Raw genomic sequence first — 23034 nt, forward strand, 5'->3', positions numbered from 1 at the left:
AGGGATGGTAAACATGGGCAACAAACAAGGAAAAACGGATGTCATTTTAATCGGCGCTGGCATTATGAGCGCGACGTTGGGGGCGCTCTTGAAGGACTTGGCGCCAGAGTGGGACATTGCCGTGTTTGAGCGGCTGGAGGAAGCGGGAGCGGAAAGCTCCAACGAGTGGAACAACGCCGGGACGGGGCATGCGGCGCTGTGTGAGTTGAACTATACGGTTGAGAAGGCCGATGGGTCGATTGACATCGGCAAAGCAATTAAAATCAATGAGCAGTTTTACGTCTCTTTGCAGTTTTGGGCTTATTTAGTCAACAGCGGTATTCTTCGTGACCCGAAAGATTTCGTCCGTCCGCTGCCGCATATGAGCTTTGTGCAAGGGGAAGACAATGTGGCGTTTTTGAAAAAGCGCCACGAAACGATGGCGGCCAATCCACTGTTTAAAGGGATGGAATTTTCCGATGATCCGAAAAAGTTGGCCGAATGGGTGCCGCTCATGATGGAAGGGCGGGTGGTGGACGAGCCGATCGCGGCGACCCGCATCGAATCGGGAACGGACGTGAACTTCGGGGCGTTGACGCGTCAACTGTTTGAACATTTGAAACGGAAAAATGTCAACATTTACTACCGCCATCATGTCGAGGATATCCAACGGACAAGCGATGGCTTATGGGAGTTGAAGGTGCGGAATTTGGACACGGGCGCGGTGGAGCGCCATGCGGCCAAGTTCGTTTTCATCGGCGCCGGGGGAGGCAGCCTCCATTTGTTGCAAAAATCCGGCATTCCCGAAGGAAAGGGGATTGGCGGCTTCCCGGTGAGCGGGTTGTTTATAGTGTGCAACAATCCGGAGGTTGTGGAAAAGCACCACGCGAAAGTGTACGGCAAAGCGAAAGTCGGCGCGCCGCCAATGTCGGTGCCGCATTTGGACACGCGGTTCATCGACAATCAAAAGATGTTGTTGTTTGGGCCGTTTGCGGGTTTTTCGCCGAAATTTTTGAAAAACGGATCGATGCTCGACCTGTTCACTTCAATCAAGCCGCATAACGTCTTGACGATCTTGGCGGCGGGCGTGAAAAATATGGCCTTGACCAACTATTTGATCCAGCAAGTGCTGTTGTCGAAAGAACAGCGCATGCAAGAGCTGCGTGAATTCGTGCCGACGGCGAAAAGCGACGAGTGGGACATCGTCGTGGCGGGTCAGCGCGTGCAAGTGATCAAAGACACGGAATCTGGCGGCAAAGGAACGCTGCAATTCGGCACGGAAGTCGTCCATGCGGCTGATGGTTCGATCGCGGCGTTGCTCGGCGCTTCGCCGGGGGCATCGACGGCGGTTCATGTGATGTTGGAAGTCATCGAGAAATGTTTCCCAGAGCAGATGAAACAATGGCGACCGAAAGTGAAAGAAATGATTCCGTCCTACGGTGAATCGTTGATGAAAAACGAAGCGCTGTTGCGGCAAGTGCAAGCGTCTACAGCGGAAGCGCTCGGGTTGAACGGCCACTTTGCGATACAGTTGGCGTAGGCTTATAGGTTTGAGCAATGGAAAGGAAAGCCGAGAGCCCGTTGCTTGGAAGGAGCAGCTGCCTGGAAATGAAGGGCGGCTGTTTTTCTATTTCGTTTGCCGCTTGATGTCGGAATGAAAGGGGCCTTGCCCTGCGGTTTTCAGATGCACGGTGGGGCGCAATCAAGTATACTGGAAAACAAAGACGTGAATGGAATAGCAATGGATCATCAAGGCTTGTTGAGACGATCTTGCGCTGCGGCCGCTGTTATCTTCCATGGAGAAGCAGTTGAAGGGGGTGAGGCTATGACGAGATGGGTGTCCTATTCAGAAAAGCGGCAGTTCTTAACAACGTTTTTGCACAATCATCGCTTAAAGCATCCGGATGCCCGATTTGTGCTTAAGTATTTGCTTCAGCACCCCCATTTGCTTGAGAACGTCCAGTTTACGGAAACCGAGCAAAAGCAGGCGCGGTGGCTGATCATTTCGACTGCGATGGCGGAAGAGGAAGGGCTCGTCTTTTATCGGCGCGGTCAAAAAAGCACGAGTCTTGCCTCGATTATGGGCGATTTGGCGCTGCATCCGAACGAGCCGCTCTATTTGACGCTCCATTTTCCAGGAAAGGCAAGGAATTTTTCGTACCTTCGGCTTATTGATCACCAAGCGTTTGAAAATGTCAGACGGCACGAGCGGCATGAGAAAATGGCGAAGGCGGCCGAGCAAGTGTTGGATGAGGCGCTGAAACGTCATGAACTATCGGTGTTGAAAATGCAAATTGACCAGGCGCTTGACCGAAAAGATATGGCGTTGTTTCAACAGCTGACGGAACAGTTGAAAAAATACGAAGGACAAAACAGCTAAACGGGCTGCGGGCCTGCATGGGGCAAGCCCGCAGCCGGCGCTGGCCGCTGAACGCGGCAGTTGGGCATCGGGTGGGAGTGCTAGTGTTGCACCGTGCGGCAGCGTCAGGAAAGCGGGATGATGGCCTCGGCGACGTTGTAGTCGAACGAATCAAGTTCGGTCGGGCGGCCGAGTACAAGCTTGGCAAGTTCTGCGCCTAAATATGGCCCGACGGTGAGCCCGGAAGAGCCAAGGCCGTTGGCTGCGTAAAGGCCGGTAAAACCGGGAAGCGACCCGAAGACAGGGAGAAATCCAGGCGTGCGCGGGCGAAACCCGACCCGTGTTTCCACGTAGGTGCACGCCGACAGCCCTGGCGCGACGGCGAGTGCTTTGTCCAGTATTTCGTGGATGCCGCCGGCGGTGGAGCGGACATCCATCCCCGCTTCATCTTCATGGGTCGTTCCGATGATGATTCGCCCTCTAGGGAAGGCGAGCATATACTGATTGTTCGGGGGCATGACGACCGGCCATCGGTCGGTCTCGCCTGCCAACCATTCGAGATGAACGATTTGTCCTTTTTGCGGAGTGACGGCAAACCGAACGCCCAGCGGCTCAAGCAGTTCGCCAGCCCATGCGCCGGCTGTGACGATGACCGCTTCGGCCGTGTATTTCGCTCCATTGACTTCCACGCCGATGACGCGGGAGCCTTCAAACAGGATCTGGGCGTTTCCACGGATGTAGGCGGCGCCAAGCTTTTGGGCCGCGTTTGTGAGGGCGTCCCGCACCGCTCGGCCGTTCACTCGGGCGGCGCCGCTCACATATAGGGTATGATGCTCACCGCCAAGCGGCGGAAACAGCTCCTTCACCTCATGGGGATGAAGCCGCACGATCTCTCCCATTTCCGGCGCGTCTTCGCGCCGTTTGCGAGCGCGCTCCTCCATTTGTTCCAGTTTCTGTTCGTCTGTATGCAGGCAAAGCGCCCCGACGCGCGCATAACCGGTGTCCGTTTCCCCGAGCGCTTGCAGTTCTTCGATGAGGGAGGGGTAAAACTTCGCTCCGTTTTTGGCCAATCGGTACCATTTTTGGTTGCGGCGCTGCGACAGCCAAGGGCAGACAATCCCCGCCGCCGCACCGGTCGCCTGCCCTTTGTCGCCGCGGTCGATGATGATCACGTTTGCGCCTTCCTTGGCCAAATGGTAAGCGGTCGAGGCCCCTAAAATGCCGGCTCCAACGATGATGTACTTCATTCATGAACACCTTTTCCTTTTTTCTACTAGTATACCATAGACGGCGCCAATCGGGAACCGGTGTGGGCCGGCCCGAAAGCCGGCAGGCGTCAAAAAGGCGCCCGCGTCAAACGGTGTTCGGCATATTTTTTCCGTAAAAGATCTCATCCATTTCCCTTCTCAGCTTGGCGGTTGTTTCATTCGCTTCTTGTTCGCTCAAATCCTCTTTTGCATAGCCAAACAAGTAGTTGTCCAAGTCAAACTGTTTCAACTTGCATTTTGTGTGAAAAATATTCTCTTGGTAAATGTTTACGTCGATCATATCGTACTTTTCGCGAATGTGCTCCGGGATATAATCTTGAATCGACGTAATGTCATGGTCGATAAACAGCTTGTATCCGTGAATGTCGCGCGTAAATCCGCGCACGCGGTAGTCGATGATCATAATGTCGGCGTCAAATGAATGAATCAAATAGTCGAGCGCTTTGAGCGGCGAAATTGCCCCGCATGTGACGACATCAATATCGGCGCGGAACGTGCTGATTCCGTCATTCGGGTGATATTCTGGGTATGTATGGACGGTGATATGGCTTTTGTCAAGGGAAAGCACCACCGCCTCCGGCAAAGGGCCGTCATCTTCGGGCACCTCGACAACCGGCCCCTCGGAAACGAGCATCGTCACGCTCGCGCCCTGCGGAACGTAATCTTGCTTGGCGATGTTTAACACATGGGCGCCGATCATGTCGGCGACACGTTTTAAAAGATTCGTCAGCCGTTCGGCATTGTACACGTCGTCAATGTATTCGATATACGCCTCTCTCTCCTTCGCCGTTTTCGTATAGCAAATATCGTACATATTGAAGCTGAGCGATTTCGTCAAGTTGTTGAACCCGTGCAGCTTGACGCGCGGTGTTTCGTTCATCGACGGGACCCATCCTTTCGTTTTTTCTTAATTTGTCCCGTTGCTGGCGAAGATAGTAATTTTTCATTTGAAATGGAAGAAAACGGAATATGGGCTTGCCCTAATGGTCTATGGCCATTTCCGGGAAGCGTCCGCTTCAGCTTGCCCGTTTCGCTTGATATTCTTGAATGACCGACCGAACAATGTGAAGGGAGTCCCACTCCTTCGCCGAAAAAAAGACGATCGGATATTTTTTCGGGAAAAGCGTTTCTTGAATTTGTTTCGGCGGCATGCCTTTTTCGTATAAATCGATGATGTTGCCTTGAAGTTCAAGCAAGTAATCGAGTTTTCGCTGCAAGGCCTCGCGCCCGTTTGGGAGATAGCCGGCATGGGCGCAGAAGACGTCGCCGAAATCGTATGTCAACGTGCGTTGCAAGGAGGCGATGATCGCCGGGATGTTTTCCTCGCGCAAGATGACTTTCGTTTTCTCTTGACAGTACAAGTCGCACGGGGAACGAAACGTGTTGGGGCGGCTTTTTCTTTTCGATTTCGTCTTCAAAAGGTGCCTCTCTCCCCTAACCGGAAAAGCGGAAGGGGGCGGCGCGTCAATACGCCGTCCATCCGGCATCGGCGACGATCACAGCGCCGTTTAGAAAACTGGCGTCATCGGAAGCTAAAAACAGGGCGATGTTGGCGATTTCCTCTGGTCTCCTGCGCGAGGTTTGAGGGCGGCGTCTGCCATGGCTATTTCGAATGGAGTTGACGCCGTAATCGTGGCGCTGAATGTTTGTTCGTACTGACTCCCAGGTGCCCCAGGTGCGATGGCGTTGCAACCTTCAAGCGTTAGCTAAGAGGGGGAAGTGGACCGGCGACGTCATAGAGGCAATGTAGTATAATGGAATGGGGTGCTTCACCTATTATGATGAGCCACGAGGGGGGACATAGCTGTGATTGTCACGACCACCAATACCATTGAGGGAAAAGAAATTGAAGAGTATTTGGGCATCGTAGCGGGAGAGGTCATTTTGGGCGCCAATGTCGTCCGTGATTTTCTCGCCAGCATCACCGACATCATCGGCGGGCGGAGTGGAACGTATGAAAGCAAGCTGGCCGAAGGTCGGGAGATGGCGATCAAGGAGATGGTCAATAAGGCGAAGCATCTTGGCGCTAACGCCGTCATCGGGGTGGATCTTGATTTTGAAACGCTGCGCGATGGCATGATGATGTGCATTGCGACAGGGACGGCGGTGCGGGTGAGATCGTAATGGAAAAGCAGAGGGTCTATCGGCCCCTGCTTTTTTTGCTTTGCTGGCTGCCGTTGTGGGGTGTCAGTGCATCGGCTGTTGATGCTGATGGGGTTTTGCGGCTTGAAATTGGATTGACAGAGGAAAAAAAGAGGGTTATGATTCACATATATGAACAAATGCTCATATGTTAAAGTGAGAGGGAACAATGATGAAGGCAGAAGATCATTTGTTTTTAGATGAAAGCGTCGTGGAGGAAGTGTCGAAAATCTTTAAAGCGTTGGCGGATCCGACGCGGATGAAGATGTTGTATTTGTTGTCGCAGGAAGAATGCCATGTCGGCCATATTGCGGAAGTGCTCGGCATGTCGCAGTCGGCCGTTTCCCATCAACTGGCGCTGCTTCGGGCGCTACGGCTTGTCAAATATCGCCGTGAAGGGAAATCACTGGTGTATTCGTGCGATGACGATCATGTCATTTCGCTGCTGAGGCAGGCGATTGATCACGCTCAACATCCATAAAAGGGAGAGAAGAACGATGCATCATCATGAACACGGCCATTGCGGCCACCATCACGGGCATCATCATGGCTTGGGCAGAGAGGGGAGCCAAAAAGGGCTGGCGGCCGCTCTTGTCATTACCGTCGGGATTATGGTTCTGGAGTTTGTCGGCGGGCTTGTGACGAACAGCCTTGCTCTTCTTTCGGATTCGGGGCATATGCTGAGTGATGCCATTTCACTTCTATTAAGCCTGGCGGCGGTTTGGCTGGCGGCGAGGCCTGCGTCGCCGAAGAGGACATATGGATTTTACCGGTTCGAGATTTTAGCGGCGCTCGTAAACGGGGTTGCGTTGGTGGGGATTGCCGCTTGGATTATTTGGGAAGCGGTCGCGAGGTTTGTGAATCCACCTGCTGTCGCGAGCGGGCCGATGATGGCCATTGCTGTCATAGGGTTGCTGGCTAATTTGGCAAGCGCTTGGGTGTTAATGCGCAAAGGGGATGTCAAAGAGAACGTCAATGTCCGCAGCGCCTATCTTCATGTACTTGGCGATGCGTTAGGCTCGGTCGGGGCGATGGCGGCAGGGCTTGTCATCTGGCTGTTCGATTGGTACGCGGCCGATCCGCTCATTTCCATCGCGGTGGCGGTTTTGATTCTAAAAGGAGCATTTGCCGTAGTCAAGCAGACAGTGCATATTTTAATGGAAGGAACGCCGGCGGCGATTGACCATGCGGAAGTGAAGGCGGCGCTCTCGGGCATTGATGGGGTGATCGATGTCCACGATTTGCATATTTGGACGATCACCTCGGGGCTTGATTCGTTAAGCTGCCATTTGCTCATTGAGGAAGGATGCGATGGGCAGGCGGTTTTGCAGCGGGCGATTGATTTGATCGAGACGCGCTTTCACATTCGCCATGCGACGATTCAAATCGAAATGCCGCATATTCGCCATGGGGAGATGGAAGTATAGGGGAGGGCTGCCAAGCTTCTCCCCGTGTTTTTTAGGATCTCCAATTGTGTTGCAACGTTTCAAGGAAGATACGTACATTTTGCTTGTTTTCCATAATCGGTGCACAAATATAGGAAAACATTCGGTAAAACGGTGGATGGTTCAAGTGAACGATGGACAGATGGCCGTGCTCGATGTCGCGGGCGACGACGCTGCGCGACAGCAAGGACAGGGCGTTGCCGTTGATCAGCGTTTCTTTAATGCCTTGGTTGCTGCTGATGATCATGAGCGATTGGATTTTCAGCCCGTTCGAGCGGATGAAATGGTTGAAATATTCCCTTGTTCCCGACCCGACTTCGCGCGCCACCCACGCCTCGTTTTGCAGCTCGCCGATCGTGACTTCGCCTTTTTGCGCTAGCTCGTGCCGCTTGGAGGCGACGATGACGAGCTCGTCTTGCATAAACGGGTGGACGGACAATTCTTTTTCGTTCGTTTGCCCTTCGATCAAGCCGATGTCGACTTGATACGATTTGACGAGTTCGACAATTTCTTTCGTGTTGCCGATCATCACCTCAAGCTCCAATTCTGGATAGCGCTTTTGGAAATCGGGCAAAAGCGGGGGCAAAATATACTCTCCAATCGTAAAGCTGGCGCCGATGGTCAATTTGCCTTTCACTGAGTGATGGTGCTCCAAAATGTCTTGCTTCGTTTGTTCATAGAGCGCCATCATTTGTTTGGCGCGATCGTACAAAAGTTCACCTGTCGGCGTCATGCGCAGCCGCTTCGGGGAGCGGATGAACAGTTTCGTCTGGAACTCCTTCTCTAAATTTTTAATGTGCAAGCTGACACTTGGCTGGGATAAATGGAGAATTTCCGCCGTCTTTGTGAAATTTTTCACTTCTGCTAACGTAATGAACGTCTTCAACTCGTCGTAATACATTGGCCAACCCCTCGCATGCAGCCTGACTGTTTTGTTGCGGATCATTATTAGTGATGTTAATAGTTTTGATAATTTATATTTATTTTACTAATGTTTTGTTTTGCGGTAAAGTGTAAATATGATATTTTGGATAAAGTATACTTTGTTTATATGGATTAATGGAATTTGGCGTCCGCCCATGATGGCGGGTTAAGCAACGCCAATCGATTCCATCTTATTTTTATATTGTGAGGTGGACACTGTTGCAGCTGCAAGTAACCAACAGTCCGTTTAGCCAGGAGCAGATTGAGCTCTTGAACCGTTTGTTGCCGACGTTGACGCCAGCGCAAAAATTTTGGCTGAGCGGGTATTTGGCCGCCGCCGAGTCGGCCGCTGCTGTGCTTGACGCCGAAGCGCCCGCACTGCTTGTCGGGGGTGGGAAACCGGTTTCGAAAGAAGTGACCGTTCTGTACGGTTCGCAGACCGGCAATGCGCAAAAACTGGCCGAAAAAGCAGGCAAGGCGCTTAAGGAGCGCGGATTCGAGGCGAAAGTGTCGTCCATGCTTGACTTTAAGCCGAATGAATTGAAGAAAGTCGAGACGCTGCTCATCGTCGTGAGCACGCATGGGGAAGGCGATCCGCCAGACAACGCGGTGGCGTTTTACGAGTTTCTCCACAGCAAACGGGCGCCGAAGCTGAATCATTTACGCTTTTCCGTCTTGGCGCTTGGCGATACGTCGTATGAACATTTTTGCCAGACGGGGAAAGATTTTGACAAGCGGCTCGAGGAGCTCGGGGGAGAGCGGTTTTATCCGCGCGTCGACTGTGACGTCGACTACGAGGAAGCGGCAGCGAAATGGCTTGACGGCGTGCTTGCCGAGCTGAGCAAGGGGATCAATGCCGAGGCCGCACCAGTGTTGTCGGCCGCTGCGGCCGTGCCGAAAGCCGAACCGGCGGTCGTCTATTCGCGGAAAAATCCGTTCCCGGCTGAGGTGCTGGAAAACATCAACTTAAACGGCCGCGGATCGAACAAAGAAACGCGCCATCTCGAATTGTCTCTTGAAGGATCGGGGTTGAAGTATGAGCCGGGCGATGCGCTTGGCATCTTCCCGAAAAACGATCCGGAGCTTGTCGATCTCATCATTCAAGAAATGAAATGGAACCCGGAAGAAACGGTGACGATCGACAAAAACGGGGAAGTGCGGTCGCTCAAAGAAGCGCTCACGTCCCATTTTGAAATCACTGTGTTGACCAAAGCGCTGTTGCAAAAGCTTGCGCCGCTGTCGAAAAACAGCGAGCTTCAAGCGCTCGTCGCCCCAGGCAATGAGGTGAAGCTGAAAGAATACGCCAAAGGCCGCGACTTATTGGATGCGTTCCGCGACTTCGGCCCATGGGATGCGGCGCCGCAACAAGTCATCTCGATTTTGCGCAAAATGCCGCCGCGCCTGTACTCGATCGCGAGCAGCTTAGCGGCCTATCCAGATGAAGTGCACTTGACGATCGGCGCGGTCCGTTATGAGTCGCACGGCCGCCTGCGCAAAGGGGTGTGCTCGACGTTCTGCGCCGAACGCGTCCAAATCGGCGATACGTTGCCGGTCTTTGTGCAGCCGAACCCGAACTTTAAGTTGCCGAAGGATCCCGACACGCCGATCATTATGATCGGTCCAGGCACCGGAGTGGCGCCGTTCCGCGCCTTTATGCAAGAGCGCGAGGCCATCGGGGCGAAAGGAAAATCGTGGCTCTTTTTCGGCGACCAACACTTTATGACCGACTTCCTGTATCAAACCGAATGGCTCGCATGGTTGAAAAGCGGTGTGCTGACCAAAATGGATGTCGCCTTCTCGCGCGATACGGAGCGAAAAATATACGTTCAACACCGGATGCTCGAGCGAAGCAAAGAACTGTTCGGCTGGCTCGAGGATGGCGCTGTTGTCTACGTATGCGGCGACAAACAACACATGGCGCGCGACGTCCATCAGACGTTGATCGAGATTATCGAAAAAGAAGGCGGAATGAGCCGCGAACAGGCGGAAGCGTATGTCACCGAGATGCAAAAGCAAAAACGATACCAACGCGACGTCTATTAATCTCAAAAGAAGGAGTGGGATCGAAAATGGCGAAAGTCGTGTTAAAAGCGCCGGACGGACCGCTAAGCGATGTGGAGCGCATCAAGCAGGAAAGCCGTTACTTGCGCGGCACGCTCGCGGAAACGATGGAAGACCCGCTCAGCGCAGGAATTCCAGAGGATGACAACCGGTTGATGAAATTCCACGGCAGCTACTTGCAAGACGACCGCGACGTGCGCACCGAGCGGCAAAAACAAAAACTGGAGCCTGCATACCAGTTCATGGTTCGCGTCCGCACGCCGGGCGGGGTGGCGACGCCGGAACAGTGGCTTGTCATGGATGAGCTCGCCCGCAAGTATGCGAACGGCACGTTGAAGCTGACGACGCGCCAAGCGTTCCAATTGCACGGCGTCTTAAAATGGAACATGAAAAAAACGATGCAAGCCATTCACAATGCGCTGATGACGACGCTTGCGGCGTGTGGCGACGTCAACCGAAACGTCATGTGCAACCCGAATCCGTACCAGTCGGAAGTGCATGCAGAAGTATATGAGTGGGCAAAGCTGATCAGCGACCATTTGTTGCCGCGGACGCGGGCGTACTACGAAATTTGGCTGGACGACGAGAAAGTGGCGGGGACGCCGGCGGTTGACGGCGAAGAAGAGCCGATTTACGGACCGACGTATTTGCCGCGGAAGTTTAAAATCGGCATCGCCGTTCCGCCGTCGAACGACGTCGATGTGTTCTCGCAAGACATCGGGTTCATCGCCATTGTCGAAGACGGCAAGCTCGCCGGGTTTAATGTCGCCATCGGTGGCGGCATGGGGATGACCCATGGGGACAAAACGACGTATCCGCAGCTTGCCAAGGTGATCGGCTTCTGCCGGCCGGATCAAGTGGTCGAGGTGGCGGAGAAAATTATGACCGTTCAGCGCGACTACGGCAACCGCTCATCGCGCAAACACGCCCGCTTTAAATACACGATCGCCCGCCTTGGCCTTGAAACGGTGAAAGAAGAAATTGAGCGCCGCCTTGGCTGGAAGCTCGGCGAAGCGCGCCCGTACCATTTCGAGCATAGCGGCGACCGCTATGGCTGGGTCGAAGGCGTCAATGGGACATGGCACTTCACACTCTTTGTCGAAGGCGGACGCGTCAAAGACTACGACGATTACAAGCTGATGACCGGCCTGCGCGAAATCGCGAAAGTCCATACGGGCGATTTCCGGCTGACGCCAAACCAAAACTTGATCATCGCCAATGTCACGAGCGAGAAAAAGCCGGAAATCGAGGCACTCATCGCCGAATACGGCTTGACCGACGGCCGCCGGTACACCGCCTTGCGCCGCAACGCGCTCGCCTGTGTCGCGCTGCCGACATGCGGCTTGGCGATGGCGGAAGCGGAGCGCTACTTGCCGAAGCTGCTTGATAAAATCGAGGAAATTATCGCCGAAAACGGTTTGCGCGATGAAGAAATCACGATCCGCATGACGGGCTGTCCGAACGGCTGCGCCCGCCACGTGCTCGCAGAAATCGCCTTCGTCGGCAAAGCGGTCGGAAAATACAACATGTACCTCGGCGCTGCGTTCAACGGCACGCGCCTTGGCAAACTGTACCGCGAAAACATCGGCGAAGAAGAAATTTTGCGCGAACTGCGCGTTCTCCTATCCCGCTATGCGAAAGAGCGGCTCGACGGTGAACATTTCGGCGACTTCGTCATCCGCGCCGGCATCGTCAAAGAAGTGACGGATGGGACGAATTTCCATGATTAAAGTGGTCAGGGTGAAATGGAAACCAGCCTCTCCTTGTTTAGGGGAGGTTGGTTTTTTGTTGCTTTCATGCAATGGCTTTGGTGTTTTGTTCATTGTAGCCGCATTCAATCAATATGAGGTTGTAATAAAGGATTTCCGATCTCCATGTCCTATCTTTATCACTTGAAAAGCTGGAACGGTGACAAAAAGAGCGAACAATGCTATGTAAAAAATTGCAACTTATATAATTCACGAAATATTTCAACTATATTATAGTAGTGTTATGAACTTGTATTTTTCAGATCATGAAAGTGCGCTGCTGTTTAGGCAGGGCGCTTTTTTTAGCGTCAAGCCATTGGTGAAGGTGATTGTCGGCGAGCAAACGGTTTGCTTACAAAAAAACGATGAAAAATATTGACAATGTTCCAATTAAGTAAAAAATGGTTGAGCCGGCTTTCATGTTGACATCGGCAAGAAAGGGCGCCCCTTGTTGAGTGAATACGAAAGCCGTCAACATATAATTTGAATTTCCAAAGGGGGGTATAGCCAATGAAACAGCGTTGGCTGATGGTAGTGGTTGCTTTGCTTCTTGTCGTACTGGCTGCTTGCGGCAATAAGGAGACTGCAAGCAACGGAGCGAGTGGGAAGAATGACGAGAAGAAAACGGAACAGGCCGAGGAAATGACGATCAAGCACCAGCTTGGAGAGGCGAAAGTCAAGAAAAATCCAGAGAAAGTGGTTGTCTTTGATTTTGGAGTGCTGGACACCCTTGATAAACTAGGGGTGAAGGTGACAGCTTTGCCGCAGATGAACGTGCCGAAATACTTGGAGAAATATAAAAGCAGCGACTACCAAAACGTCGGCAGCTTGAAGGAGCCGGATTTTGAAAAATTGAGCGAAATCAAGCCGGATGTCATTTTTATTTCCGGTCGTCAAGCACATTTGTATGACAAGTTGAAAGAGATTGGCCCAACCGTGTATATAGGGATTGACACTCAACATTATTGGGATTCATTTACAAACAATATGAAGCTGATCGGGCAAATGTTTGGCAAAGAAAAAGAAGTAGATGAGGAACTGGCCAATATTGAAAAACAAATCGAAGAAGTGAAGACAAAGGCTGCAGACAAAAAAGCGCTGATCATTTTGACGACCGGTGGGAAAGTGAGTGCGTACAGCAAAGGTTCGCGCTTTGGGCTCATCCATGATGTGCTCGGCGTGCCAGCCGCAGACCCGAATTTGAAAGTGACGAATCCTCATGGACAAAGCGTATCATTTGAGTACATTGCCGAGAAAAACCCGGATTACTTGTTTGTCATTGACCGCGACGCCGTTGTAGAAGGAAAGCCGACAGCGAAGCAAACGATTGAAAATGCACTTGTGAAAAAGACGAAAGCATATCAAAACGGCCACATTGTCTACTTGGATCCAAATTATTGGTATCTCTCAGGCGGCGGATTGACGTCGGTGTCGGAAATGATCAAACAGGTGGAAGAAGGATTGAAATAAAAGGACAGGCGGGCTTAGGCGGCCCGCCTGCTTTATCGTCATAAAATGACATTCTTAATTTTGTAGATTTCCCGTTCGTGTTCGATGACTTTGTTCGAGAGGAAGGTGATGTCAAGTTTGATGTTGTTCAGCTGTTCATTGAATGATTGGGCATGGGAATCGACTTTTTTCTCTAAGGAGTCGAGTCTTTGGTGGATGGAAGAAACTTCACCGTGAAGTTTGTGCACGTCCATCGCGAGGGCGTCGAGTGCGGCGTCGGTTTCATCCTGGCGGTGAAGCAGGGCAGACATCAAGTCATACAGCTCTTTTTGGCCGGCTTTGATATGGGCTTGTTCTTCTTCTAACCGCTTTTGGCCTTCAAGGAGAGCTTGCTGGATCCGCCGGAATTCTTCTTGTTCTTTCCGCATTTCCTGCTGTTCTCTACGGATCTCCTGTTGTTCTTTCCGCATTTCCTGCTGTTCTCTACGGATCTCCTGCTGTTCTTTCCGCATTTCCTGTTGTTCTCTTCGGATCTCCTGCTGTTCTTTTCGCATTTCTTGTTGTTCTCTACGGATCTCCTGCTGTTCTTTCCGCATTTCCTGTTGTTCTCTTCGGATTTCCTGTTGCTCTTTCCGTATTTCTTGTTGTTCTCTACGGATCTCCTGCTGTTCTTTTCGCATTTCTTGTTGTTCTGCTTCCAGCCGTTTGTGGCTTTCGACGAGGAGGTGCAGCGTGTTCTCGATATGACCAAGGCGGTTGAACAACTGCAAGAGGATCTCTTCGCTCATGGTTGGCCCCTCTTTCATTCTAATTTCTTTCATTATAGCACATATGTTCTTGTCGGACAAGCACGAATGGTGTATATAGGAAAGCGTACAAACATATGATACAATGAATAAACAAACTGACAAGCCCCAGTGCGGATGTCGGCTAGTATGTTTTTAGAAAGGGATCGATGTATGCTTTACGTTTCTCCTGCCAAAATCGCAAGCTATTTTTATCACGAGTGCGAGCGGAATTTTTATTTTCAGTCGTTGGCGAAAGAACGGCGAAGCGAGCTCGATGTGCCGGAAGAGCTGTTTGAGCGGCCCGCGGTTCATGAGAGCGTGCTGCGCCGAGGGGTTGAGTGGGAAGAGGAAGTGATTACGACCTATTTGGCCGGCCAAGTGCAGATGGGGAAGCGAGAGCCTGGCGCACCGATTTCCCACTGCTATTTGGATGGAGAGGAGACGATCCGCGAGCTGAAGCGGCCGAGCAAGCGCTATTTATACCAGCCGACATTGATCGCGCCGCCGCGCTTTTACGAGCGGTACGGACTGGACACAACGATGATCCGGTTTGCGGCGTGTCGCCCGGATTTGATTGAGTGTATTCCGGGGCAAAACGGCTTTGTGTTCCGCATCATCGACATCAAATCATCAGATGTGTTAAAGATTTCCCACCGCGTGCAAACGGCGCTGTACGCGTTGATGTTGTCCTCGGTGTTAGAGGAGCACGGTGTTAAGGGCAGCGTCGATTTGCGCGAAGCCGGGATATGGACGTACAAAACCGAGCAGCCGCAGCTGACAGATATCGGACAGCTGCTTCCGTTTCTTGAGCAGTTTTTGGCTAGCGAATTGACGGCGCTGGCTGGGAAGCAACTTGATGAGCTGTTTTGGCATTTGGATTATCGCTGTGAATGGTGCCTGTTCTATGATTACTGTTTCGACAAAGCGCGGAAACAGTCGCATATTTCCCTCGTTCCGTACTTATCGAGTCATGCGTCCCGCTTTATCCGCATGCGGCAGCTTCCGGAGACGATCGATGAGTTTCGCCAACTTCTTGAGCGTCAAGAAACGAGACACGTCCTAAAACAAAACGCTGGATTGGCGCGTCAACTTCGGCGGCTTGAAGCGCAGCTTGAGGCGATTGCGGAGGAAAAGGTCGTTCCGTATGACCAGGCGGTGACGCATATGCCGATATGGGAAGACATCCGTCTGATTCTCACCGCGCAACGCGATCCGTTGACGGGGAAGATTGCGGCGGCATCGTTGTACCGTGTTGGTGGAACAGACGTGTTTGGAACGGGATCGGAAATGCATCATGTTATCGCCGGTTCGTTTGAGGAATGCGACGAGGTTGGCCGAAAGCTGGCCGATGCGCTGGACCGCCTGCTTCAGACGGTGCACGATTACAACCGGGAGCGAGAGTGGCGGTCGCAAAAATCGGTGCAGGTGTATGTCATCGACAACTATGAATGGGACAATGTGCAGCAGCTACTTCAAGCGCTTTTGTTCGATCCAGACTATAACGAAAAAGCTGTTCGGCTGCTGTCGTATTTTCATAGCAGCTCACTAGCAAGTGCCAGCGACCACCCAAGCGAAATGGTTCCGCTTCCTGTCGTTGTGCTGACAACGGCTGTGAGCCAGCTGTTCGCCTTGCCGGCGCATGTCGCGTACCGTCTTGAAGACTTGTCGCGATATATTGCGACCTACCATGATTCGCCGTTTCTGTACTCGGCGAGTGAGCGTTTTTCATTTCGTTTGACAAACGCCATGAAACTGGATGTGCTGCACGACGCCTGGCAAACGGGGGACGAGGAAAAACGAAAAGCGGTCGAGAAGGAGCTGAGCCGCCGCCTTTGGGCCGCTCACAGCATCATTCAAGGAATCCGTGCGTGGGCCGAGAGCGTCCATCCTTCGCCGCTTATGGTCTGGCCGGAAAAATTTGCGTTTCCTCATTCGGCTGATTACCGTGATCCGCTTGTGTCCAAGCTGGCGTTTATGGCGCGCTATGAGGCGCTATTAAACTACTTGGATATTCGCCAAAAGCGCCTGCTTCCGCTTTCGGAGCGGCTTGAGAACGGAGTGACGCTTCATGTCACGTACCTTGGCGGCGATCGGTTCCGATTGAACAACCGCCAGGCGCTTGAAGCGATCGACCAGAAGGCGAGCTGGCTTTTGACGGAGTGCAATGAGGAAGGGGAAAAGGCGCAACAGACGTTTCCTGATCATAAGTACGCCAGTGAATGGAAGACGCCTCAACGGGTCAATTTGTACTTTACCCGCATTCGCGCCATCGAAGATAATGGCAAGACAGCTGAACTCGAGCTCAAGTTGCCCAAATGGCTCGACCGGTTCCCGCTTGTGGAAGGAGGGGAGTATTGGCTGTCGCTTCGGCATGCGGATTTTACCACCCCGCGCGTCTTGCAGGCGTTGCAACAGTTGGATAAGGACAATCATCGCATCTTGGACTTGATTCGCGATCCGATTCGCTATCGGAAAACGTTTCGTCCCAACTGGGATGCAGAGGAAGTCAAGGCGCTTCTCCGCCAAAGCAGGCTGACGAAAAGCCAGCGTCAGGCGTTTCTCCACTTTCTCCGTCATAGGTTGACGCTCGTCTGGGGGCCGCCTGGCACCGGGAAAACGCATTTTATTGCCGTCGCTCTTCGGCTGCTTATGCCGATTTACGAAAAGCAGGGGCGCAGGCTTGCCATTCTTGTTTCGGGTTTCACCCATGCGGCGATCGAAAACGTTCTGCGCAAAATTCAGGAGCTTGCGCCGTGGCGCAGCGTCCATATCGCGAAACTTGGTGAGATTCAGACGGAAAACGCCAAAGGAATCGCCGAGGTGGCGGACCGTGACCTTCCCCGATGGCTGGGCAACGGCGGGCATCGGGTGCTTGGCGCCACGCTGTACGGCATTCAAAGAGCGTATGAAAAAGGCTGTCTAGAAGAGTTTGACGTCGTCATTCTGGATGAGGCGTCGCAAATCCGCGTGGCCGATTCACTGTTGGCGCTGCGCCATGTCAAAAAAGCAGGCAGGCTGCTTATCGTCGGCGACCATTTCCAGTTGCCGCCAATCATTCAAGGGACGTATGCGGCCGCGGAAGGGGAACCGCACCTGTTCGACTCGATTTTCCGCCTGCTGTTTGACGCGGATGTGGAGAAGCGGTATACCCGCCAACTGACGGACAATTTCCGCATGAACGAGGCGCTTTGCCGCTACCCGGCCGAGCGGATTTACAGCTCCCAGTATACCGCGTTCACCCGCCAGATTGCCGAACAAACGTTGGCGCTCGCCGATGCCCCAACTGCCGATGAATGGGTGGAAGCAGCGATCGACCCTGACTATCCGCTTGTCGTCTGCACGTATGACGGCGTGTACGGTGCCCAAGAAAACGAGGCGGAAGCGCGCTGGGTGGCGAGCATCGCGAAGGTGTTGCGGGAACGGCTTCTCGACAGCGAGGAAAAACGGTACGATGACTCATCAGAAGGCGACCAAGCGTTTTGGCGCCGCGGGCTGTTTATCATCTCGCCGCATCGGGCGCAAATCCGCGCCATTCGCCGTGCCCTTGAACACCAAGGACTGCGTCCGCCGTTTTTCGTCGATACGGTTGATAAAATGCAAGGACAAGAAGCGGATACGGCGATCATCAGCTACGGCGTCGCCGATCCGGAACTGGCTGTGATGGAAGGGGAGTTCATCTACAGTTTGAACCGCCTCAACGTGTCGCTCACGCGGGCGCGGAAAAAGGCGATCCTCTTCCTCTCGCGCCAACTCATGTCGCCGCCGCTTCAGGTGATCGGCAACGAGGAATACCGTGAAGGAGTCAACTTTATGGTTGGGCTTGAGCAGTACGCTTTACGTCATGGGGAAGCGCAAACGTTTATGGTCGACGGTGTTGCGCTGCAAATGTACCGAGTCAGTCGTCCGAAGATGGAAAACATGGACACTCTATGAAGCTGCTGAGTTTGACAGGAAAAAAGGATGAATCAAGGCGCTGTTCAACTTGAGAAATTCTTTGATGCATCCGAGAATCCCCCATTTTCTTACTCAAAAACCGCATAAGCAGTCACCATCCGCCATGCCGCCTTCTCCGTTTGTTGGCTCGTTTTGTTTTCTGTGCCGGAGGAGGGAGGGCATGGCGATTTTTTTGGACGGCCAAGTCATCTATATAATTGTTATTTTGTTACATATTGCCGATAGGTCGTAACGCCTGTAAAATGATTTTGTAAGAATCGGAGAGAAGAACGCTTTTTGCCATTCCAGTGAATAATCAGATGAACAGCGAAGGGGACGAATGGAACGGATTGGATTTTTCTTAGCAACAGATGACTTTACACAATAGAAAGCGCGGGTGAGGGACGTTGTATACCGTTTTTGAGACGTTGTTTTCCTTGATTAACAAAATCGGAAATGAAGGTTTTACTGATTTGTTTCTTTATTTTCAGTTTAGTTTGTTTTTGGTGATGGCTGTTTGGCAGTTTGTCCGCATTCATAGGGAGATTGCGGTGATGAACCAGTTGAAGCCAAAGCTTTTGGAATTAAACCGTCCTTTAGATGGAAGCGTCTACGAGATTGATCAGGCCATTCACAATCTTTTTGCCCAAGTGAAAAAGTCGAAATATAAAGAACTTTGGGAGCGATATTATAATCGCGTATCGCAGAAAAATGAGGATGAGCGCATTAATGTAGAGCCGTTTTTTGGATTTGATGTGATGTACCATCATATGGGCTACCGAACATTGATGGACATGGGGGCGGGCATTCACGTCAGTCTCGGTGTTCTTGGCACTTTCGTTGGTCTCTCGGTAGGATTGGCTCAATTGCATGTCACTGATACAGAAATGTTGCGGTCTGGAATTGATAGTTTAATAAATGGGATGAAAGTCGCCTTTTACACTTCTGTATGGGGCGTGTTGCTTTCTTTAATATGGACGATGTTCGACCGATGGATCAGTGGCGTGCTTGAGCGCAATATCGACTGGCATTCCGAGCGGCTTGACTTTTTGCTTAGCACCGATGATGAGGAGCTGTTTCTTAACCGTTTAGAAAAGTTATCACGTCATCAGGCTGACCATCTGAAGACGCTACTGACTGATGCGCTTGAAAGGGCAATGCAGCCGATCGCTCTATCGCTTCAGCAGTCGCACGGCAGCCTGCAGCAAGTGTTCGGTCAGCTTCATGACCAGTTTGCCCAGCTGCATGAAGGGATGGAGACGCAGGCGAAGCTGCTTGAGTCGCAAATTGAGTTGACAAAAAGTACAAGCGCCGATGTGACGAGTCGGCTTGTTGATGAGATTACAGGCGGGACACAACAGTCGATTGGAAAGTTTAGAGAGTTTGTCCAACAATCGCAAGTGCTTCACTCAGAAATGATGAAAACGATTGAGTCATTCACAAGCCGTTTTGCTTATATGGAAGAGCGACAGGCGATGACGCTTGAGCGGACGGAAAAAATGTTTGCGCAGTTTGAAAAGATGGCTGGAGAACTTGAGCTGATGAAGGACAGCTATCAAAAAACGGCAGGCATAATGAACGGATTAGGAGAAACGTTTTATCAGTTGCAGCAGCTGACAAAAGACCATCTCCCAGTCCAACAAGAAGTGATGCGGAGCAACCAGTTGCTCGCTCAAAAATACGACGATCTGGTGGAGCGTTTTACCCACTTTAATGCGCAGGTCGAAACGCATTACAGCCAGTTGCTCGAACAGCTTGTTCATGCTGCATCTTCCCTTTCCGCGTCCTTTCAAACGATGGCGAACAAGTTTGAGGAGTCTCTCCGCATTCAAAAAGAATCGCTGCATGATTCGCAGCAGCTGCTTGGCGATGTCCAGTCGGCTGTGGCGGCGCTGTCGCCTCTCGTTCCCGAATTGCGCGAAACGTTCAATTGCGTTCGCGAGCTGAAGGAGCAGTTGCTTAAAATGCAGGAAGCGCAAAAACAGCTTCTTCCAGAGCTTGTGCAGCTGCGTGCGCAGACAAATGAAACGGTGGAGGAAGCATTACAAACGACGAAAGTGTACATGCATGAGATGACAGAGCAAATCGCGACGCTGCAGCAAAACTGGGCGATGACGAAAGAACAGTTGGCGAAGATTACAGAAGCCCTTCATCTTTCAATGAAAGATTTTGCGGAGAACATTGACAGCGGTCTAAGCAAAACGTATCAACACTTTGATGAGACGTTGACAAAAGCCGTTCAGGAAGTGAGCGGGCTCGTTTATCAGTTCAGTGAAGTTCAGAACGATTTCATTGAGAATATGGAAGACTTAGTCGATCATTTAGATAAATGGAAAGCAGGGGCTTCAACATGAAATACCGGAAACGGACAGAAGTGAACTACTGGATGTCCTATGCGGATTTAATGAGCGCCATGTTGATGGTGTTTGCCTTGTTGTTGATGTCTGTCATCCTTGACTACCGTGAATTGTTAGAAGAGAAAGAAAAACAAATTGAAGAGGTTGTCAGCGTCAAAACGGAGATCATTCGGGCTTTAACAGAAGCGTTTAAGAAGTCGAATCTAGCCATTGAGATTGATCAGCAAACAGGAGCCATACGCTTTCCCGGCAGCATTTTGTTTGAATCGAACTCGGCGGAAATCTCTCCGGAGGGGAAGGCGTTTTTGCAACAATTTATTCCTAAGTATATGGGGATTTTATTGCAGGATCGGTTTAAAGATGAAATTTCAAGTATCATTATCGAAGGACATACCGACCGAAATGGGACGTACATGTACAACATGTCTTTGTCACAGCGACGGGCATACGCCGTTTTAGAGTATATTTATAGTAAAGAGTTTCCTAATTTTAAAGAGCGGGAGCTGTCGAAAAAGTACATTACCGCAAATGGCCGGAGCTTCAGCAATCCGCTGACGGATGAAAACGGCAAGTATGATCCTGACCGATCACGCCGGGTTGAATTTTTATTCCGTCTTAAGGACGATGAAGCAATTAAAGCCATTGAAAAGTTGGTGAACGAATAATGAAGTATGAGTATGAACCGGTGTTGCTGAAACGATGGCTGCGGGAACCGCGTCGTCCTCTTTTGAAACAAACGGTTGACTATAGAGCTGAGAAATATCAGGGGGTGCTTGAACGGCTGTCCGATCGGTTTGCCGAGGTAGCCAATGCGCCGATTTCAGTGTTTCAAGAGTGGGTACAACAGCTGTCGCGGCGGGAGAAACTTCTTCTCCCGAACTTGTACAAAAAAGAGCTTCCCGAAGAGCTCAAAAAAGCCATGATCGAGTCCATTCAGCGCCATATCCAGCATGAGCGACGCCTGTTCCGCGTGTTGGTCGATGTTATGTATGAAACGTGCGATTTGGACGAGATTTGGAAGCTTTTGCGTTACGCCTATGCTACCCATATAGAGAAAATCGAAAAGAGGTTGGAAAAAGAGAAAAGTGAAAAATGGCGGCGTTATTTGTTAAGCAAAGATCCCATTGTGTATTTGGCAACAACGGCGTATGAAAGCGAGAAAGGAATTTTAGACGAACTGGAGACGTTTTATTTAACGAAAAACTTTCCGTTGTTTAAACTCGTGTTGATAGAGATTTTTCAGCTGGCCGATGAATCGTTTTTTCTCAAGGAACAAAACTTGTATCGGGAGCTGTTTGTTTCCTCAACAAATGAACAGCAACAAAAAATGGCGAATGCACTGATCAAAAAGTGCAAGCTCAATCACGTCAAGCCGCTTGGGAAACTGATATTTGAAAGGCTGCAAACGTATCACCGAAAGCCGATGTTATGGAGATATGTCGGTGAAGAGGAAAAGCGGCGGTTCGCTCAGTGGATTATGAAGCTGCAATTGAAAGACTTTTTTGGCGGCGTGAACAAAAACCATGAACGGTTTCAATATTGGGAAAAGTTTATTCCAAAGCTAGAGGATGTCGTTGTGACGGATGAACGCACGACGTTGATTATGTATTTTCATGACGTTGTCATTATGGAAGTGCTCGGAACTGGGGCGGTTTATATTTACCGCGCCGACGTATTCCGGCGCCATTTTCAACCCAAAATCGACCGGATGCTCGCCGAACGCGAGCAGTTTGCCAACAAGGCGTGGCGAAAAGTGCGGGAAGTGAAACGAACCGAGCTGATGGATAGAGATTTGACAATTCCAGGCGGCTGGCTGCGCCATAACGGTGGGTGGCAATGGAAATTTGATGAATGGCTTCGCCGCGAACTCGGCTGGGAGGTAAGAAGGGATGTTCTTCTTCAAAAAGAAACGGAAAATGATGAAGGCAGTTTTGACGCCGAATGAGGATGGGATTCATTTTTCGTTTCAGTTGCATGACGGCAAAACCGTCGCCGAACTGAAGCTGCCTATGGCCAAAGAAGACATCGAAAAATATTACAAAGTGCAAGGATTTCAGCAGTATGTCGCTTGGGAGGAGCTTTACGACTCGGGCGTTCTTGTCGATTCGACTTTGCCGTATAGCGAGTATTATGAATTGCTGAAAGACGAAAGCGCCAAAGAAGTGCTCCAATATTTAGGGCTTCCCGTTGTTGAGGAGCAAGTGGGCGGAAAGCTCTCACTTCGTTCGTTGCCGCATGAAGCGGACTTAGTTTTGCAACTGTTTGATGCAGGCGGGCGCAACTTAGATCGGGTTGGGAAACAGGCCGGGGCGATTTATGTGCTGCCAGACCGTCTCATGTTGCTCCCGGAACGCGTATATCGGCTGAAACAAGCGCTTTTGGGATCGTACGAATCAGGATATGAAAAAATCGGCATTTGCCAACAGCTGGCCAACGAAGCAGGAATTGAACTTGAAAACTTTTTACAAAACGAAACGTATCACGTCGTTGATGCGTACAATGTGGACGTTGCTGTGCACCGCCATGACCATATCGAGCTTGTCGTTAAAGGACGAAATGAGGAGGAAACCCGCCATCTTCA

Annotated in this window: 17 protein-coding genes and 2 pseudogenes; 13 read left to right on the forward strand and 6 right to left on the reverse strand. The window is 51.4% G+C overall.

Annotated elements, in window-relative coordinates; all coding sequences use genetic code 11:
* The first annotated feature begins 13 nt into the window (after nucleotides 1–13).
* Both IKE44_RS05350 and IKE44_RS05355 read left to right on the forward strand, forming a co-directional pair.
* The gene (locus IKE44_RS05350; protein WP_287465242.1) at nucleotides 14–1519 is read left to right on the forward strand and encodes a malate:quinone oxidoreductase; all 1506 of its coding nucleotides are present in this window, start codon (nucleotides 14–16) and stop codon (nucleotides 1517–1519) included.
* A gap of 285 nt (nucleotides 1520–1804) precedes the next feature.
* The gene (locus IKE44_RS05355; RefSeq protein WP_033017384.1) at nucleotides 1805–2359 is read left to right on the forward strand and encodes a YpiB family protein; all 555 of its coding nucleotides are present in this window, start codon (nucleotides 1805–1807) and stop codon (nucleotides 2357–2359) included.
* 104 nt (nucleotides 2360–2463) lie between these two features.
* Here IKE44_RS05355 and IKE44_RS05360 read toward each other — a convergent pair whose 3' ends face one another.
* The 4 genes and pseudogenes from IKE44_RS05360 to IKE44_RS05375 all read right to left on the reverse strand — a co-directional run bounded on the left by IKE44_RS05360 (nucleotide 2464) and on the right by IKE44_RS05375 (nucleotide 5298).
* On the reverse strand, nucleotides 2464–3585 hold the full coding sequence (locus IKE44_RS05360) for an NAD(P)/FAD-dependent oxidoreductase (RefSeq protein ID WP_232854383.1): 1122 nt from the start codon (nucleotides 3583–3585) through the stop codon (nucleotides 2464–2466).
* A 106-nt stretch (nucleotides 3586–3691) separates the two neighbouring features.
* The gene (gene speD, locus IKE44_RS05365) at nucleotides 3692–4486 is read right to left on the reverse strand and encodes an adenosylmethionine decarboxylase (RefSeq protein WP_049625234.1); all 795 of its coding nucleotides are present in this window, start codon (nucleotides 4484–4486) and stop codon (nucleotides 3692–3694) included.
* A 136-nt stretch (nucleotides 4487–4622) separates the two neighbouring features.
* Nucleotides 4623–4970, reverse strand: a pseudogene (locus IKE44_RS05370) (MBL fold metallo-hydrolase); the annotation flags it as partial.
* A 100-nt stretch (nucleotides 4971–5070) separates the two neighbouring features.
* Entirely contained in the window at nucleotides 5071–5298 is a 228-nt protein-coding gene (locus IKE44_RS05375; RefSeq protein ID WP_196762633.1) for an SDR family oxidoreductase, read from the reverse strand.
* Between the two features lie 114 nt (nucleotides 5299–5412).
* On the opposite strand from IKE44_RS05375, the gene IKE44_RS05380 reads away from it, so the two are divergent.
* The 3 genes from IKE44_RS05380 (at nucleotide 5413) to IKE44_RS05390 (ending at nucleotide 7175) form a co-directional block, all read left to right on the forward strand.
* Nucleotides 5413–5730, forward strand: a complete 318-nt coding sequence (locus IKE44_RS05380) for a YbjQ family protein (RefSeq protein ID WP_025951297.1) — start codon at nucleotides 5413–5415, stop codon at nucleotides 5728–5730.
* A 190-nt stretch (nucleotides 5731–5920) separates the two neighbouring features.
* On the forward strand, nucleotides 5921–6229 hold the full coding sequence (locus IKE44_RS05385; RefSeq protein ID WP_025951296.1) for an ArsR/SmtB family transcription factor: 309 nt from the start codon (nucleotides 5921–5923) through the stop codon (nucleotides 6227–6229).
* A 16-nt stretch (nucleotides 6230–6245) separates the two neighbouring features.
* Nucleotides 6246–7175, forward strand: a complete 930-nt coding sequence (locus tag IKE44_RS05390; RefSeq protein WP_033017394.1) for a cation diffusion facilitator family transporter — start codon at nucleotides 6246–6248, stop codon at nucleotides 7173–7175.
* A gap of 31 nt (nucleotides 7176–7206) precedes the next feature.
* Here the strand turns inward: IKE44_RS05390 and IKE44_RS05395 are convergent, their stop codons facing one another.
* On the reverse strand, nucleotides 7207–8094 hold the full coding sequence (locus tag IKE44_RS05395; protein ID WP_049625584.1) for a LysR family transcriptional regulator: 888 nt from the start codon (nucleotides 8092–8094) through the stop codon (nucleotides 7207–7209).
* Between the two features lie 242 nt (nucleotides 8095–8336).
* Between IKE44_RS05395 and IKE44_RS05400 the strand changes: the two genes are divergently transcribed.
* From IKE44_RS05400 to IKE44_RS05410, 3 genes are all read left to right on the forward strand, one after another.
* The gene (locus tag IKE44_RS05400; protein WP_287465235.1) at nucleotides 8337–10160 is read left to right on the forward strand and encodes an assimilatory sulfite reductase (NADPH) flavoprotein subunit; all 1824 of its coding nucleotides are present in this window, start codon (nucleotides 8337–8339) and stop codon (nucleotides 10158–10160) included.
* A gap of 26 nt (nucleotides 10161–10186) precedes the next feature.
* Nucleotides 10187–11908, forward strand: a complete 1722-nt coding sequence (gene cysI / locus IKE44_RS05405) for an assimilatory sulfite reductase (NADPH) hemoprotein subunit (RefSeq protein WP_232854387.1) — start codon at nucleotides 10187–10189, stop codon at nucleotides 11906–11908.
* Between the two features lie 528 nt (nucleotides 11909–12436).
* A complete protein-coding gene (locus IKE44_RS05410) occupies nucleotides 12437–13396 on the forward strand; it encodes a siderophore ABC transporter substrate-binding protein (protein WP_049625587.1) in 960 nt (319 codons plus the stop codon).
* 38 nt (nucleotides 13397–13434) lie between these two features.
* Here IKE44_RS05410 and IKE44_RS05415 read toward each other — a convergent pair whose 3' ends face one another.
* Complete coding sequence (locus IKE44_RS05415; protein WP_049626141.1) at nucleotides 13435–14163, reverse strand: coiled-coil domain-containing protein; 729 nt, start codon at nucleotides 14161–14163, stop codon at nucleotides 13435–13437.
* A gap of 171 nt (nucleotides 14164–14334) precedes the next feature.
* Here IKE44_RS05415 and IKE44_RS05420 point away from each other — a divergent pair, with 171 nt between their 5' ends.
* The 5 genes and pseudogenes from IKE44_RS05420 to IKE44_RS05440 form a co-directional block, all read left to right on the forward strand.
* Nucleotides 14335–18096 carry a bifunctional RecB family nuclease/DEAD/DEAH box helicase gene (locus tag IKE44_RS05420; RefSeq protein WP_287465237.1) on the forward strand — a complete coding sequence of 1254 codons (3762 nt, stop codon included), beginning with the start codon at nucleotides 14335–14337 and terminating at the stop codon, nucleotides 18094–18096.
* A gap of 407 nt (nucleotides 18097–18503) precedes the next feature.
* Nucleotides 18504–20450 carry a MotA/TolQ/ExbB proton channel family protein gene (locus IKE44_RS05425; RefSeq protein ID WP_049625590.1) on the forward strand — a complete coding sequence of 649 codons (1947 nt, stop codon included), beginning with the start codon at nucleotides 18504–18506 and terminating at the stop codon, nucleotides 20448–20450.
* The gene (locus IKE44_RS05430) at nucleotides 20447–21118 is read left to right on the forward strand and encodes an OmpA/MotB family protein (RefSeq protein WP_049625591.1); all 672 of its coding nucleotides are present in this window, start codon (nucleotides 20447–20449) and stop codon (nucleotides 21116–21118) included. Before IKE44_RS05425 ends, IKE44_RS05430 begins: the two co-directional genes overlap by 4 nt.
* Nucleotides 21118–22398, forward strand: a complete 1281-nt coding sequence (locus tag IKE44_RS05435) for a hypothetical protein (RefSeq protein WP_049625592.1) — start codon at nucleotides 21118–21120, stop codon at nucleotides 22396–22398. Before IKE44_RS05430 ends, IKE44_RS05435 begins: the two co-directional genes overlap by 1 nt.
* A pseudogene (locus tag IKE44_RS05440) lies at nucleotides 22373–23034 on the forward strand (DEAD/DEAH box helicase); the annotation flags it as partial. The gene IKE44_RS05435 and the pseudogene IKE44_RS05440, both read left to right, overlap by 26 nt.

It is taken from the genome of Geobacillus sp. (genome assembly GCF_017515625.1).
In the GTDB taxonomy this organism is placed as follows: Bacteria; Bacillota; Bacilli; order Bacillales; family Anoxybacillaceae; genus Geobacillus; species Geobacillus stearothermophilus.

Coding starts and splice junctions, on each gene's coding strand:
- IKE44_RS05350 (WP_287465242.1), top strand. CDS start 14: ATGGGCAACAAACAAGGAAAAACGGATGTCATTTTAATCGGCGCTGGC.
- IKE44_RS05355 (WP_033017384.1), top strand. CDS start 1,805: ATGACGAGATGGGTGTCCTATTCAGAAAAGCGGCAGTTCTTAACAACG.
- IKE44_RS05360 (WP_232854383.1), bottom strand. CDS start 3,585: ATGAAGTACATCATCGTTGGAGCCGGCATTTTAGGGGCCTCGACCGCT.
- speD (WP_049625234.1), bottom strand. CDS start 4,486: ATGAACGAAACACCGCGCGTCAAGCTGCACGGGTTCAACAACTTGACG.
- IKE44_RS05385 (WP_025951296.1), top strand. CDS start 5,921: ATGAAGGCAGAAGATCATTTGTTTTTAGATGAAAGCGTCGTGGAGGAA.
- IKE44_RS05390 (WP_033017394.1), top strand. CDS start 6,246: ATGCATCATCATGAACACGGCCATTGCGGCCACCATCACGGGCATCAT.
- IKE44_RS05395 (WP_049625584.1), bottom strand. CDS start 8,094: ATGTATTACGACGAGTTGAAGACGTTCATTACGTTAGCAGAAGTGAAA.
- cysI (WP_232854387.1), top strand. CDS start 10,187: ATGGCGAAAGTCGTGTTAAAAGCGCCGGACGGACCGCTAAGCGATGTG.
- IKE44_RS05410 (WP_049625587.1), top strand. CDS start 12,437: ATGAAACAGCGTTGGCTGATGGTAGTGGTTGCTTTGCTTCTTGTCGTA.
- IKE44_RS05415 (WP_049626141.1), bottom strand. CDS start 14,163: ATGAGCGAAGAGATCCTCTTGCAGTTGTTCAACCGCCTTGGTCATATC.
- IKE44_RS05420 (WP_287465237.1), top strand. CDS start 14,335: ATGCTTTACGTTTCTCCTGCCAAAATCGCAAGCTATTTTTATCACGAG.
- IKE44_RS05430 (WP_049625591.1), top strand. CDS start 20,447: ATGAAATACCGGAAACGGACAGAAGTGAACTACTGGATGTCCTATGCG.
- IKE44_RS05435 (WP_049625592.1), top strand. CDS start 21,118: ATGAAGTATGAGTATGAACCGGTGTTGCTGAAACGATGGCTGCGGGAA.